Origin of the sequence: Saccharopolyspora hordei (assembly GCF_013410345.1) — a bacterium.
Classification (GTDB): domain Bacteria; phylum Actinomycetota; class Actinomycetes; order Mycobacteriales; family Pseudonocardiaceae; genus Saccharopolyspora; species Saccharopolyspora hordei.
The window spans coordinates 2,973,825-2,987,365 of the sequence record NZ_JACCFJ010000001.1; the positions used below are offsets into that span (position 1 = coordinate 2,973,825).

Annotated in this window: 13 protein-coding genes and 1 pseudogene; 8 read left to right on the forward strand and 6 right to left on the reverse strand. The window is 72.1% G+C overall.

Annotated elements, in window-relative coordinates:
* Nucleotides 1-7 precede the first annotated feature (7 nt).
* On the reverse strand, nt 8-1,231 hold the full coding sequence (locus HNR68_RS13855; protein WP_179721094.1) for an ROK family transcriptional regulator: 1,224 nt from the start codon (nt 1,229-1,231) through the stop codon (nt 8-10).
* Between the two features lie 157 nt (nt 1,232-1,388).
* On the opposite strand from HNR68_RS13855, the gene HNR68_RS13860 reads away from it, so the two are divergent.
* The 4 genes from HNR68_RS13860 (at nt 1,389) to HNR68_RS13875 (ending at nt 4,855) form a co-directional block, all read left to right on the forward strand.
* On the forward strand, nt 1,389-2,519 hold the full coding sequence (locus tag HNR68_RS13860; RefSeq protein ID WP_179721096.1) for a Gfo/Idh/MocA family oxidoreductase: 1,131 nt from the start codon (nt 1,389-1,391) through the stop codon (nt 2,517-2,519).
* Nucleotides 2,520-2,521: 2 nt separating this feature from the next.
* Nucleotides 2,522-3,442, forward strand: coding sequence for a sugar phosphate isomerase/epimerase family protein (locus tag HNR68_RS13865; protein WP_179721098.1), 921 nt, complete (start codon nt 2,522-2,524; stop codon nt 3,440-3,442).
* A 13-nt stretch (nt 3,443-3,455) separates the two neighbouring features.
* Nucleotides 3,456-4,229: a TIM barrel protein gene (locus HNR68_RS13870; protein ID WP_179721100.1), complete on the forward strand. Its 774-nt coding sequence runs from the start codon at nt 3,456-3,458 to the stop codon at nt 4,227-4,229.
* A 308-nt stretch (nt 4,230-4,537) separates the two neighbouring features.
* On the forward strand, nt 4,538-4,855 hold the full coding sequence (locus HNR68_RS13875) for a LapA family protein (RefSeq protein WP_179721101.1): 318 nt from the start codon (nt 4,538-4,540) through the stop codon (nt 4,853-4,855).
* A 24-nt stretch (nt 4,856-4,879) separates the two neighbouring features.
* Here HNR68_RS13875 and HNR68_RS27615 read toward each other — a convergent pair whose 3' ends face one another.
* The 3 genes and pseudogenes from HNR68_RS27615 to HNR68_RS27625 form a co-directional block, all read right to left on the reverse strand.
* Nucleotides 4,880-5,203 (reverse strand): IclR family transcriptional regulator domain-containing protein, encoded by a 324-nt coding sequence (locus HNR68_RS27615; RefSeq protein WP_380573059.1) that lies wholly within the window; start codon nt 5,201-5,203, stop codon nt 4,880-4,882.
* A 184-nt stretch (nt 5,204-5,387) separates the two neighbouring features.
* Nucleotides 5,388-5,585: pseudogene (locus HNR68_RS27620) on the reverse strand (hypothetical protein); the annotation flags it as partial.
* A gap of 286 nt (nt 5,586-5,871) precedes the next feature.
* Nucleotides 5,872-6,144, reverse strand: a complete 273-nt coding sequence (locus HNR68_RS27625) for a polysaccharide lyase (RefSeq protein WP_380573057.1) — start codon at nt 6,142-6,144, stop codon at nt 5,872-5,874.
* A gap of 709 nt (nt 6,145-6,853) precedes the next feature.
* On the opposite strand from HNR68_RS27625, the gene HNR68_RS13885 reads away from it, so the two are divergent.
* Genes HNR68_RS13885 through HNR68_RS13900 form a run of 4 tightly spaced genes read left to right on the forward strand, consistent with a single transcriptional unit; the run spans nt 6,854 to nt 10,678 of the window.
* Nucleotides 6,854-9,256, forward strand: coding sequence for a sensor histidine kinase (locus HNR68_RS13885; RefSeq protein WP_179721103.1), 2,403 nt, complete (start codon nt 6,854-6,856; stop codon nt 9,254-9,256).
* A 33-nt stretch (nt 9,257-9,289) separates the two neighbouring features.
* Nucleotides 9,290-9,706: a roadblock/LC7 domain-containing protein gene (locus HNR68_RS13890; protein ID WP_179721105.1), complete on the forward strand. Its 417-nt coding sequence runs from the start codon at nt 9,290-9,292 to the stop codon at nt 9,704-9,706.
* A gap of 2 nt (nt 9,707-9,708) precedes the next feature.
* Nucleotides 9,709-10,068, forward strand: a complete 360-nt coding sequence (locus HNR68_RS13895) for a DUF742 domain-containing protein (RefSeq protein ID WP_179721107.1) — start codon at nt 9,709-9,711, stop codon at nt 10,066-10,068.
* Nucleotides 10,069-10,105: 37 nt separating this feature from the next.
* Complete coding sequence (locus HNR68_RS13900) at nt 10,106-10,678, forward strand: GTP-binding protein (protein ID WP_179725035.1); 573 nt, start codon at nt 10,106-10,108, stop codon at nt 10,676-10,678.
* A 69-nt stretch (nt 10,679-10,747) separates the two neighbouring features.
* On the opposite strand, the gene HNR68_RS13905 is transcribed toward HNR68_RS13900, so the two are convergent.
* Together HNR68_RS13905 and HNR68_RS13910 are read right to left on the reverse strand one after the other, a co-directional pair.
* The gene (locus tag HNR68_RS13905; protein ID WP_179721109.1) at nt 10,748-12,121 is read right to left on the reverse strand and encodes a tryptophanase; all 1,374 of its coding nucleotides are present in this window, start codon (nt 12,119-12,121) and stop codon (nt 10,748-10,750) included.
* Nucleotides 12,122-12,199: 78 nt separating this feature from the next.
* Nucleotides 12,200-13,243 (reverse strand): tryptophan dimethylallyltransferase family protein, encoded by a 1,044-nt coding sequence (locus HNR68_RS13910; RefSeq protein ID WP_246330449.1) that lies wholly within the window; start codon nt 13,241-13,243, stop codon nt 12,200-12,202.
* Nucleotides 13,244-13,541: the final 298 nt, after the last annotated feature.

Below are 13,541 nucleotides of genomic sequence, written 5' to 3' on the forward strand. Positions count from 1 at the left end.
CGGCGTGTCAAGGCCTCTCTCGCAGCAGGTCCTTGACTCCGTCGGCGGAGAGCACGTTCTCGATCGCCGCCACCACGGCACCGGCCAGCCCGGCGTAGCGGCCGAGCGTGCTGTTGGCCAGTGACAGGTGCCGGGTGGCCAGCGGCAGGGCGCGGCGGTAGACGACGCTGCGGATGCCGGCGAGCAGGTCGTCGCCGGCCGCGGTGATGAGTCCACCCAGGACGATCCGCTTCGGGTTGTAGAAGTGCACCAGCATGGCCACGACCTCGCCGATCGTCGCGGCCGCGGTGCGGACCTTCCGGACCGCGATGGCGTCGCCGTCGCGCAGCAGCTGGGCGAGGTCGCTTATGGTGCGCGGTCCTGCACCGTCGGTGCGCAGCGCGCGCAGCACCGCGTCGGCGGAGGCGACCGCCTCGACGCAGCCGACGTTGCCGCACTGGCAGACCACGTCGTCGGCGCCCGGCACCCGGATGTGCCCGATGTCGCCGGCCGCGCCGTCGGAACCGCGGTGCAGCTCCCCGCTGGCCAGCACGATGCCGCCGCCGATGCCGGTGCCCACCTTCAGGAACAGCAGCGGAGACTCCTCGGGCGGCAGGGCGCGGGCCTCGCCGAGCGCCATCAGGTTGACGTCGTTGTCCACCGCGGCGGTGCAACCGAACCGGGCGGCCATCGCCTCGCCGACCGGGAAGCCGTCCCAGCCCGGCATGATCGGTGGCCGCACCGGCATGCCCATCCGCGAGTCCACCGGGCCCGGCAATCCCATGACCAGCGCCTTCACCTTCGCCAGCGGCATCCCGGCCTCGGCCAGCAGCTTCCGCAGGTGGTCGGTGAGCACGTCCAGCGACTGCTCCGGGCCGACGGAGATGTCCAGCTCCACCTCGCCCTCGGCGAGCACGTCCTGACCGAGGTCGGCGACGGCGAGCCGGGTGCTGTGCACCCCGACGTCGGCGGCGAGCACGACCCCGGCGCGCGGTGCGATCGCCAGCCGGTGCGCCGGGCGCCCCCGGCCGCCGCTGCCGACCGGGCCCCGCTCGACGACGAGCCCGGCCGTGATCAGCGCGTCCAGGTGGCTGTGCACAGTGGACCGGGACAGCCCGGTGGCGCGCACCAGCTCGACCCTGCTCTCCGCCGCGCCCGAGGCGATCAGCCTGGTCAGGCTGCTGCGCACCAGGCTGTCGTCAGCTCGTCCGGACGTCCGCGGCACCGCCAAGCGGACCGGTTCCCACCCCATCGCGCAGCTCCTGCATGAAAAACCGTCGAATAATGTCTGAAAAGAAATTTAACAGGAGCTCTTGTCGGCCTAAAGGTCGAGATCTAGTTTTGACCGCGACGTAAATCGGGCGTGAGACACCCGCAGCAGTCAACCGATCCGACGAAGGAGGCTCCTCGTGAGCCCTGGACCTTCCGGGCGTGGCGTGGCCGTCCTGGGTGCCGGCATGATCGGCGAGGTGCACCGCCGCGCGGCGCTGCTCGCCGGAGCCGACGTGGTCGGCGTGCTGGCGTCCTCGCCGGCGCGGTCGAGCGAAGTGGCCGAGCGCTGGGGCGTGACGGCCTACCGGGACCTCGACGACGCGCTGGCCGACGACCGCGTCGACGTCGTGCACGTGTGCACCCCCAACGCCACCCACGCGCCGTTCGCCGAGGCCGCGCTGCGCGCGGGCAAGCACGTGGTCTGCGAGAAGCCGCTCGGCATCTCCCTCGCCGAGGCCGAGCGCATGGCCGCGGCGGCCCGGGAGAGCGACCGGGTGGCGACGGTCCCGTTCGTCTACCGCTACCACCCCGTGGTGCGGGAGGTCCGGGCGCGGCGGCTGGCCGGGGAGTTCGGCACCTGGCACCTGCTGCACGGCAGCTACCTGCAGGACTGGATGCTGTCGCCGGACGCCTCCAGCTGGCGGGTCGACCCGGAGCTGGGTGGCGAGTCGCGCGCCTTCGCCGACATCGGTTCGCACTGGTGCGACCTGGTCCAGTGGGTCTCCGGGGAGACCTTCACGGACCTGCTCGCCGAGCTGAGCATCGCCGTCCCGACCCGGCCGGCCGCCAGCGGGCCGACCTTCGCCGGTCCCAGCGAGGCCTCCGGTGAGCGGGTCGAGGTGCGCACCGAGGACTCCGCAGCACTGCTGCTGCGCACCGCCTCCGGCGTGCTGGCCTCGGCGACGATCTCGCAGGTCGCGGCCGGGCGGAAGAACCGGCTGTGGTTCGAGCTCGACGGTTCCCTCGGCAGCGCCGTGTTCGACCAGGAGGAGCCGGAGCGGATCTGGCTCGGCGGCGTCGACGGCAACCGCGTCCTGGTCCGCGACCCCGAGCACGGGTCCCCCGAGCAGCGGCGGCTGTCGACGCTGCCCGCCGGTCACGCACAGGGCTACGCCCAGTGCTTCGAAGCGTTCGTCGCGGACACCTACGCCGCGATCGACGGCGACAGCCCCGAGGGGCTGCCCACGTTCGAGGACGGCCTGCGCTCGGCGCGGCTGGTCGACGCCGTCCTCCGCTCCGCCCGCAACGGTTCCTGGACGAAGGTGTGACCATGCAACTCGGAATGCTCACCGCCTGCCTCCCGCAGTGGTCGTTGGACCGGATCGCCGCCTGGGCCAAGCAGGCCGGCTACGAGGCGCTGGAGGTGGCCGTCTGGCCCAGCACCGGCGGTCGTGACTTCGAAGCCGCGCACCTCCCGGTCGCCGACTTCGGCCCGCGCCAGGTCGACGAGACCAAGGCGCTGTTCGAGGAGCACGGCCTGGAGCTGTCGGCGTTCGCCTACTACGAGAACAACCTCCACCCCGACCCGGCACGGCGGGAGGAGATCCGCACCCACCTCAAGCACGCGATCGACGCCGCGCAGGCGCTCGGCGTGCCCCACGTCGGCACCTTCGTGGGCCGCGACTGGACGAAGTCGGTCTCCGAGAACCTCGCCGAGGCCGAGCGGATCTTCCCCGAGCTGGTGGAGTACGCCGGCGAGCGCGACGTGAAGATCATCGTCGAGAACTGCGTGATGGAGGGCTGGCACCCGGACGGCTACCCCGGCAACCTGGCCTACTCGCCGGAGCTGTGGGAGTGGATGTTCGGCCTCGGCCTGTACCTGAACTGGGACCCGTCGCACCTGACCTGGATCGGCATCGACCCGGTCGACACCATCGCGCCGTACGTCGACCGGATCGTGCACGCCCAGGCCAAGGACGTCGAGCTGGACCCGGCGGCCCGCCAGCGGTACGGCTTCTTCGGCAAGGTCGACAAGGGCGGCAACCCGTGGGACATGGGCTGGTGGCGCTACCGCGTGCCGGGGCTGGGCCAGGTCGACTGGGCGCGCGTGGTGGACCGGCTCTACGAGCACGGCTTCACCGGAACGCTGTCGGTGGAGCACGAGGACCCGGTGTGGGGCGGCGACGACGAGCGCATCACCCAGGGCCTGGAGATCGCGCACCGCACCCTCCGACCGCTGATCGTCGGCTGAGGGGGGAGGCACGGTGCTCTCCGTCCAGCTCTACAGCGTGCGCGAGCAGCTCGCCGCCGACCGGCCCGGCACCCTGGCGCGACTGGCCGAGATCGGCTTCCGCCACGTCGAGCCGTTCGGTCTCGGCTCCCCGGACCGGGCCCCCGCCGAGCGCCTGGCGGCGGCGCGGTCGCTGCGGGCCGACCTGGACGCGGCGGGCCTGGCGGTCTCCGCGGTGCACGCCGGGTTGCCCGCGGACATCGCCGAACTCGAGGAGGAGTGCGCGGTCCTGGGCGCGGACACGGTGTTCGTCCCGCACCCGCGCCAAGTCGCCGGCTTCGGCGAGGAGACCTTCGCCGACCCGGCGCGGCTCGACGCCTTCGCCGACGTCCTGGGCACGGCGGCGGAATCGACCGAGCTGCGCCTGGGCTACCACAACCACTGGTTCGAGTGGGCCGCGCTGCCGGACGGCACCGCCGGCTACGACCGGTTCTGGCAGAAGACGAGCGCGGCGCTGCTCGCGGAGCTGGACGTCTACTGGGCGGTCGCGGCCGGGGCGGACCCGGCGTCGGTGCTGGCCGGTCTCGGTGCTCGGGTGGTCGCGGTGCACCTCAAGGACGGCCCGGCGGAGCCGGACGCACCGCAGACGCCGATGGGCACCGGGCGCGTCGACGTGCCCGCGGTCCTCCGCGCCGCGGCGGGCGTCCCGTGGCACGTGCTGGAGATCGACACCACCGACATGGACCCGTTCGCGCTGCTCTCCGCCAACGCGACGACCCTGGCTTCCTCGGGGGAGGGGACGGGATGACGGCACGTCCCCGCCCGCCTGCGGGGACGTGCCTCCACTGTGGACGTCACCCGGTCGAACTCCGCGGACCGGCCCCGGTTCGGCCGCGGTGACCCACGTCGTCCGCTGTGGACGGTGTGCGGGAGGTGGGGTCGCGTGCTCGGCGACCCGCCGCCGGAGCGGACCGGTCCGGCGGCACGGCGCCGAGGCCACCGGGACCCGCTCAGCGCGGCGCGGGAGTGCAGCGGCTGCTCGCGCCGTCACTCGATCGGGGGGTGGGGCGGCTCGGGTGTGTCGGTCGCGGCGGCTCGGCGCTGATGATGGTCCGCATGGTGGACAACGGGACGAACGGAGCCGGCGGGAGCGGACCCGAGCGGGAGCGCGCCGAGCAGGTGGAGCGCACGCGGACCGGCGGGATCTGGGTGTCGGTGGTCATCGCCGCGGTGGTGCTCGTCTTCGTGCTCGTGTTCATCCTGCAGAACTCCGGCACCGTGACGGTGCGCTTCCTGTGGACGGACTGGAACCTGCCGCTCGGGGTGGCGATGCTGTTCTCCGTCCTCGCCGGCGCGCTCGTGGTCGCCCTCATCGGCACCGCCCGGATCCTCCAGCTGCGCCGCTCCGCCAAGCACCGCACCAAGGCCGGGTGACCCCGGCACCGGCGGTGGGCGTGGTCAGCGGATGCCGGCGCGGCGGAGGCGGTGGGCCAGGTCGGTCGTGGCCTCGGCCAGCGGTTCGCCGGTCTCGCGGGCCTGCGCGTCGGTGGTCTGGTCGACCGGCATCGAGCAGCTGATCGCGTCGGTGCCGGGGAGGCGGCAGGGCACCACGGCGGCCACGCAGCGGACGCCGGGCGCGCTCTCCTCGACCTCGGCGGCGCAGCCGCGTTCGCGGGTGGCCGCGCAGGCCTCGTGGAGCACCTCCAGCGACACCAGGGTGTTCCCGGTCAGCGCGGGCAGCGGGTCGGCGACCTCCTCGCGGGTCAGCTCGGCCCGCAGCACCTCCAGGGCCTCGGTGGCGAAGGGGATCGCCGGGTCGCGGTCCGGGTACGCGGTGCCGCGGACCAGGGCTCGCGCGCCGAGCCGGTAGCGGGTGCCCTGGGTGGTCGGCCTCCGGCCGGCCCGCGTCCCGCAGGCCGTGCAGGCTGGAGCGCGGGAAGCCGGTCAGAGCGTGCAGGTCCGACAGCGACAACCAGGAGGAGTGCGCGGCGAACGCCTCCAGCAGCTCGATCGCGCGCCGCGCCGACCCCACCCCGGCCGCGTCGGACGCGCTGCCGGCTGCCGACCGGGTCACTGTCCACCTCCTCCGCTGCGAGCCGGCACCGCGCACGATCCCCGGCGTCCGGGCACGACGTCCGCCCGCACGGGCAGTGCTCAAGATCACGTCGGGGGCGGCCGCGTCGGGGCGGGGTGCACGGTGGCGGCGTGCACCCCGCCACCGAGGTCAGGTCGTGACGCGGAAGTCGTGGAACCGGGCGTGCACGTCCCGGCTCGGCCCCCACGAGGTGTCGTGGCCGCCGAAGAAGGTGGGGAAGAAGACGCCGGCGAACGGGATGTCGGCGACGTCTTGATGCCCTGCTCCGGCAGCACCTGCCGGCCGTCGTACCAGACGGTGGTGGTGCCGGTGGTGCGGTCCACCGCCTGCTGCACGGTGTGCCACTGGTCGTCGGTCACCCGTCGAACACCGTGGCCTGCGGCTCGCGGTCGCGGACCCGCCACATGCACCGGGTCGACCACGCCTGACCGTGCTCGCCGCCGCTGGCCTGCCCGGGCGGGCCGCCGTACAGCCCCGGCAGCTTCCCGCCGCGCCCGAAGTCCCGGTCGGTGGGGACCGGACCTGGTGGCTCAGGTGCAGCACCGGCGCGTCGGCGAGGTCGTCGCGGCCGGTCGAGCGGAAGCCGGTGTAGAACTGGCCGCCGCCCTCGCTCGGGCAGTCCCCGCACGACGGCCCTGGCCGTAGCGGGCGTCGAGCGCCTCGCCCTGCGGCGTCATCCGGTCGAAGCCCCAGTCTCCCTCGGCGACGAGGCCCCGCTGCTGCTCCCGCGCACCGCTCCGGAAGTCGGCGAATCCCCCGCTCCAGTCCGCGGCGGGAGGAGGCCCCGCCCGGGACCGCGGACAGCGCCAGCAGCGCCGCCGACGCGATCCCGGCCAACCCGGTCAGTCGTCGTTCCCGCACGTCGAACACCTCGCACCCGGTGGTGCACCGATGTCGACCGGGCGGCGGGGCGGTCGGCGCCGGGACGGGCCCGGCGGCACCACAGCGCACACCCGGAGCAGCGCGTGGTCAACCCGCCGATCCGCGGACGTCGACCGGTGCCCGGACCCCGAGGCCGCCGGACCGCTGATCGGGTGATCACCGCTGGTCCGTTCGGTCGCCGGGGGGGTGGATCGTCGTGGTGACCGCGCGCGCTGCTCGGTGGCAACTGGATGCAAAGTCCCCTTCGCTCGCTATCGGATGATCTTAGTTCGATACAGTGCGTCGCATCGGGGACGAGCCAGCGCACCGACGCCAGCGGCGGGGTCGTCGGCGGAGAGGAGCCGGAGCAGCACGCTGATCGAGCATCGCCTGTCAGCAGCGCGCGGGTCGTCGCGACCGCGCTGCGCTTCGGCTGGACGGACGTTCCCCACACGGGCCAAGACCATTGAGAGTGCATGGACGTGACGACGCAGAACGAGGCTGTGGCACCTCCTGAAGAACCGAGAAGACGCCGGGACGGGCAGGGCTCGATCCGCTCGCGGCTGACCTGGTCGGTCGTGATCCCGTGGATCGTCGTCTTCATCCTCTGGGCGGTCGGCTGCGCCCTGTTCGCCTTCGAGGCCATCTACACGCAGCAGGTCGCGACCAGCGTCCGGCAGATGTCGCTGCCCGCGATGTCGGCGCTGGAGCAGGTGAAGAAGGAACGCCTGCTCACCTTGGAGGCCGTCGACCAGCCGGGCCGGGACCGGACGGAGCTGCTGGACCAGCAGCGCCGGACCGACCGGGCGATCGCCGAGATGAACGCGGCCGGGGAAGGCCTGCTCGACTCGGCGCCGGAGGAGATCCGGCGGGCCATGAACGACCTGACCGAGTACCTCGACCGGATGGGCGGCATCCGCACGCGGGTGGCCTCCGGGCAGATCTCCAACGCCGAGGTCGTCGACTTCTACGACAACCTCTCCGACTCCGCGACGCAGGTGGCGGACGTGCAGGCGAAGCTGACCCTCGACCCGGACACCCGTGAGGGCGCGCTCGCCGCGACCGACCTGCTCCGCGCCTCGGACGCGTTCTCCCGTGAGACCTCGCTGGTCGGCACCGTGATCGGCGCCGGGCAGATGAGCCCGGACCAGCACCGGCAGCTGTCCCGCTACATCGACGCCTACCACAGCACGCTGGAGCAGAACGTCTCGAGCATGCGCCCGCGCGTCCGCGACCGGTACGAGAAGCTGCTGGCCAGCCCGGCGTGGCAGCAGCTGGTCGCGGCCGAGGACCGGTTCATCGCCGGGGCCGGCGTGGACGGCGAGCCGCTGCCGATCGAGCTCGAGGACTGGCGCCGGGTCTCCGACGAGGTCGGCACCGAGCTCTCCGCGATGGTGACCGCGCAGGCCGACGAGGTGTCGACCATCGCGGTGGACAACGGCAACGGCACGTTGTGGACGGTCACCTGGGGCAGCCTGGCCGCGCTGGTCGTCGCGCTGGTGTCCTTCGTCTACGCCCGCCGCGTGTACCGCTCGGTGGTCGACGAGGCCCTGCTGACGCGTCTGCAGGGCCTGCGCACCGAGTCGCTGATGATGGCCAACAAGCTGCCCGACGTGGTGCGGCGGCTGCGCGAAGGCGAGACGGTCGACGTCAAGGCCGAGACGGCCGCGCTGGGCAACTACGGCAGCGACGAGGTCGGCCAGGTCGCGCAGGCGATCCAGGTGTTCCAGCGGCAGGCCATGGACGCCGCGGTCGGCGAGACCCGCGCCCGGCAGGGCGCGCGCGTGGTGTTCGTCGGCATGGCGCACCGCATCCAGCGGCTGCTGCGGCAGATGCACGGCACCATCGACGAGCTGGAGAAGAACGAGGAGAGCTCGACCCAGCTGGCCCGGCTGTTCAAACTGGACAACTCCACCACGCGGGCCCGGCGCACGGTGGAGAACCTGCTGGTGCTCGGTGACCAGCAGCCGGGTCGCCGGTGGAGCCGCCCGGTCGCGCTGATGGACGTGCTGCGCTCCGCGGTCTCGGAGATCGACCAGTACTCGCGGGTGGTCATCGGCCACGTGCCGAAGGTCATGGTCACCGGCGCGGCGGTCGGCGACACCATCCACCTGATCTCCGAGCTGATCGACAACGCCACCGCGTTCTCCCCGCCGAACACCCAGGTGCAGGTCGACGTCAAGCAGGTGGCGCGCGGTGTCGCCATCGACATCGCCGACCAGGGCCTGGGCATGAGCGAGGAGACCCGCAGCCGGGCCAACCAGATGATGTCCGAACCGCCCGAGTTCGACCGGCTGGTGCTGGAGAGCAACAAGGCCGAGCAGCTGGGCCTGTTCACCGCGGCGCGGCTGGCGCACCGCCGCGACATCTCCGTGGAGTTCGGCGTCTCGGCCTACGGCGGGACCCGCGCGACGGTGCTGCTGCCGGAACGCATCCTGGACGCCGACGACTCGCTGACCACGAGCAACGGCGGGGGCACGCCCGCCGTGCCGGGCGCGGCCGCGCCCGGGAGTGGCGGCGAACACGACCTCGCGGCGGTGCCGCAGCCGCGCGAGTTGAGCTGGAATGGGGACATGACCGACCAGCCCGCCCCGGCGACGCAGGGACCGACCGAGACCACCGTGGAGTGGCCGAAGACGGACCCGGCTGCCGAGCCCGCGCCGGAACCCGGTCCGGCGGCTCCGCAGCAGGGCGAGCAGCGCAAGCCGGCGGGCGAGCGTCCTCCGCTGCCCAAGCGCGTGCCGCAGGCGAACTTGGCGGAGGGCTTGCGTGACGACCCGGACCAGGACGAGAACGTCGTCGCCACTCCGAGCAAGCTGGCCGGGTTCCGCCGGGCGTTCCGTGGCGGGTTCGACGACGCGCCGAACGAGCGCTCCTGAGTTGTCCAGACAAGAGAACTGTGTGAGGTGGCAATGACCGAAACTGCGTCGAAACTGAGTTGGCTGCTGGACGACTTCGTGCAGGGCGTGCACGGTGCCGACCACGCAGTCGTGCTGTCCAACGACGGCCTGGTGATCGCCAAGTCGGCCGACATGGAGCGCGACTCCGCCGACAAGCTGGCGGCCGCCGCGTCGAGCCTGCGCAGCATCGGCAAGGGCGTCAGCAAGGACTTCGACCGCGGGCAGGTCGCGCAGACGCACGTCGAGATGGAGCGCGGCTTCCTGTTCGTCTCCGCGGCCGGCAGCGGGGCGTGCCTGGCGGTGCTGTGCGGCCCGGACGCCGACATCGAGCTGGTCGCCTACGAGATGGGGCGGCTCATCACCCGCGTCGGCAGCTTCCTGTCGGCCGCTCCCCGGGAGACGCACGGCGCGGTGGCGGAGAGGGCCTGACTGTGGACGAGGCGTGGTATGACGAAGAGGCGGGCCCCATAGTCCGCCCCTACACGATCACGCGCGGCCGCACCCCGACCGGGAAGACGCGGCTCGACACGGCGAGCCAGGTGCTGACGGTGGAGCCTCGACCGGAGACGCCGCGGCTCGAGCTCACCCCCGAGCACCGCTGGATCCTGGACGCCTGCACGCGCCCGGTGTCGCTGGCGGAGCTGGCCGTGCAGCTGGGACAGCCGCTGGGAGTGGTCCGGGTCCTGTGCGGTGACCTGCTCGAGCACGGGGCCGTTTTCGTGCGCTCGCCTCGTACAGAAGTCAGCCGAGAGATCTTGGAGCAGGTGTACCGTGGTCTTTGCAGACTCTAGCCTGGCGGGAGGACGTTCCGCCGCAGGCAGGTCCACTCTGGACGGAGGCGGGCAGAACGCCGCGCCGATCCCGGTGAAGCTGGTGGTCGCAGGTGGCTTCGGAGTGGGCAAGACGACGCTCGTCGGTGCGGTCAGCGAGATCCCGCCGCTGACCACCGAGGAGGAGATGACCGTCGCCAGCGAGGGCGTGGACGACCTCACCGGCGTCGAGCGCAAGACGACCACCACGGTCGCGCTGGACTTCGGGCGCATCACGATCTCCGAGCAGATCGTGCTCTACCTGTTCGGCGCGCCCGGCCAGGACCGCTTCTGGCCGCTGTGGAACGACTTGGCGCTGGGGGCCGCCGGTGCGGTGGTGCTGGTGGACACGCGCAAGCTGGACGACGGGTTCGCCTCCATCGACTTCTTCGAGCGCCGCGACATCCCGTTCGTGGTGGCGGTCAACGTCTTCGACGACGCCTACCACTACGAACCGGAGGAGCTGCGGGAGGCGTTGACCATCTCGCCGGACGTGCCGATCGTGATGTGCGACGCGCGCCAGCGCGAGTCGGCGAAGAACGCGCTGCTCACCCTGGTGCGGCGCGCGATCGAGAAGACGCCGTCCACGTAGGACGACGCCAGGACGTTCGACGAGCGCGCGGACGGTGCGGGGCACCGTCCGCGCGCTCGTGACCACTGGTCAGGGCATGATCGGCTCGGCCCGGCAGCGGAAGTGCCGCAGCACCGCGGGGTTGTGGGTGAGGCGGTAGCCCGGGACCCGTTCGGGGTTCTTCGCGATCTCCGCCAGGACGTCGGCGACGTACTCCATGTGGCTGTGGTCGTAGACGCGCCGGGGCAGCGCCAGCCGCACCAGCTCGAACGGCGGCGGGGTGACCATCTCGTTGTTCTCGTCGAAGGTGCTGAGGAACAGCCCACCGCCCGCGGCCCGGACGCCGCCTTCCCGGTACAGCGCGCAGGTGAGCGCGTGGTCGGGCAGGTGCTTGGGCTGCAGGTGCGGCAGCAGCGGGCTGGCGTTGACGTAGACCGCGTGCAGGCCGGTCGGGCGCAGCGTCTCGATGCCTGCCGCCTGCAGGCGCTCGGCCAGCGACGCGGCCTCGTGCTCGCGGTCGGCCAGGTAGTGCGGGTCGAGCACTTCCCGCAGCCCCTGCGCGAGCTGCTCCAGCGTGTGCCCGGTCAGACCGCCGTAGGTGCGGAAGCCCTCGGTGGCGATGACGTCGGCCTCGCAGCGGTCGGCCAGCTCGGGGTCGTGCACGGCGATGAAGGCGCCCTCGTGCGACAGGCCGTCCTTCTTGAGGCTGGCGACCACGGCGTCGGCGAACTCGAACGCCTTCCGCGCCACCGCGCGCGGGCTCCAGTCCTGGTAGCCGGGATCGCGCCGGGTCACCAGCCAGGCGTTCTCGGCGAACCGCGCGGCGTCGAGCACCAGCGGCACGCGGTGCTCGCGCGCCACCGCGCTGATCCGCTCCAGGTTGGCCATCGACACCGGCTGTCCGCCGCCGCCGTTGTTGGTGATGGTGACGACGATCTGCTTGACCCGCGGTCCTTCCGGCCCGTCGAGCACGGCCTGGACCGCCTCGACGTCGATGTCGCCCTTGAACGGTGCCGGGCTGCTCAGGTCGAACAGCTCCGGGCTGGGCAGGTCCCGGGCTTCGGCGCCGAGGCGTTCGACGTTGGCGCGGGTGGTGTCGAAGTGCATGTTGCTGAGGCTGATGTCGCCCGGGCCCAGCAGGCACCCGAAGAGGACCCGTTCCGCCGCCCGGCCCTGGTGCACGGGCAGGACGTGCTCGTGCGGGACCAGGTCGCGGACGGCGTCGCGGAAGCGGTACCACGAGTCGGCCCCGGCGTAGCGCTCGTCGGCCCGCTGCGCCCACGCCTGCTGGTCGGTGGAGACGGCGCCGGTGCCCGAGTCCGACAGCAGGTCGATGCTGACCTTCTCACCGCGGATGTTGAACGGGTTGTGACCGGCGCGGTCCAGCTCGGCGATGCGCTCGTCCCGCGTGGTGATCGGGATCGGGCGCACGACGGCGGAGACGAAGGGCCGGAGGTGCGGCATGCGGGGTGCTCCTCGTGCTCGACGGGTGGACCGGGCCCGGACCGGTGCCCGGTTGGGTGCGGGACTCCTCGCCCGGGACTACTCGCCCGGGACGCGGGTCCCGCCGTAGGCCTCGGACGACAGGTACAGCGACGTCCCTGTCTGGTTCGGACTCAGCCGCAGCGACACGTGCGCGATGAGACCGGGCTGGGACTCCAGCGGGCGGTCGGTGAGCGCGCGGAGGCACCCGTCGAGCGCCGCCGGGTCGAAACCGAGGTGCTGCAGGTGCCGGGCGACCCGCTCGCGGGCCACGCCGTCGTGCGGCACGTAGTCGCGGATCGGCAGGTACAGGCTGTAGTTGCTGGGCTTGTCGGCGTCGCCGACGAAGGAGTAGCTCGACATCAGCGGCCGGCCGCTGAAGACCTCGGTGCCGGGGGCCAGCACCGAGCAGAACTCGCGGATGGCGTCCTGGTCGATGCCGGGCACCGCGCACGCGACGGACTCGGCGTCGGTGACCCGGGCGTCGAGCTGCCGGACGTAGAGCTTGACCCGCGCGTGCTCGCTGCGGTCGAGGTCGATGGCGAAGAACGTCGGCAGGTCCAGCCCCGGCCGGCGCAGGGCGTTGTTGCGGACCACATCGGACGCTGTGGTCAGTCCCAACCGTTCGAAGGCCTCGGTGACCACGCGCTCGGCGGCGTCTTCGCCGTGCAGGTCGGTGTTGAAGTAGAGCTTGAACGACGGGCTGCCGTCCACGTTGAAGATCAGCGAGAACGCCCAGGAGAACCAGCTCTGCGGATCCTCGGAGGTGAAGACGTCCTCGACGGCGCGCAGCCGCTTCGCGGCGAGGTCGTAGCGGCCGAACAGCTCTTCCACGAGCCGCTTGGCGGCGCGCAGGTTCGCGACCGGGCTGGGGTCCTCCGCCAGCCGTTCCAAGTGGATCCGCAGGTGGCGCGAGCCGTTGTTCTCGAACTGGACCGAGAACTCCAGGGGCGTGGCGTCATCGGCCACGCCGGACGGCCACAGTGGTGGCTGGGACAGGGGTCGCGCGGTGACCGGGCCGAGCAGGTCCCCGAGGAGTCGCGTCGGTGTGGTTCCGTCGATGCCGATGACGTCGCAGAGGTTCTGCAGTTGCTTCTTCGTCAATTCGCCCAGCGTGGTATCGGCAGAACTCATGGCAACCCCGATCCAAGGCTCTGAAAACAGTGATGACCTACCGCTCGCGGTGCGGCGCGGTCACGCTAGTACGCCCCTTTCGGGGCATGCCAGCTCCACTGGAGTGATCTTGAGCAACTGCGGCATTCAGCGGTGCCGTGACCAGCATCGATACGCCCAGTAACCGCGAACCGTAAATCCGATGATATGGAGTCGTGATCCGCCGGTGATTCCGGATCGGAATTCGATCGGTTAATCGTCGGAGCACTGTTGGGGCTGCTCTGTTCGG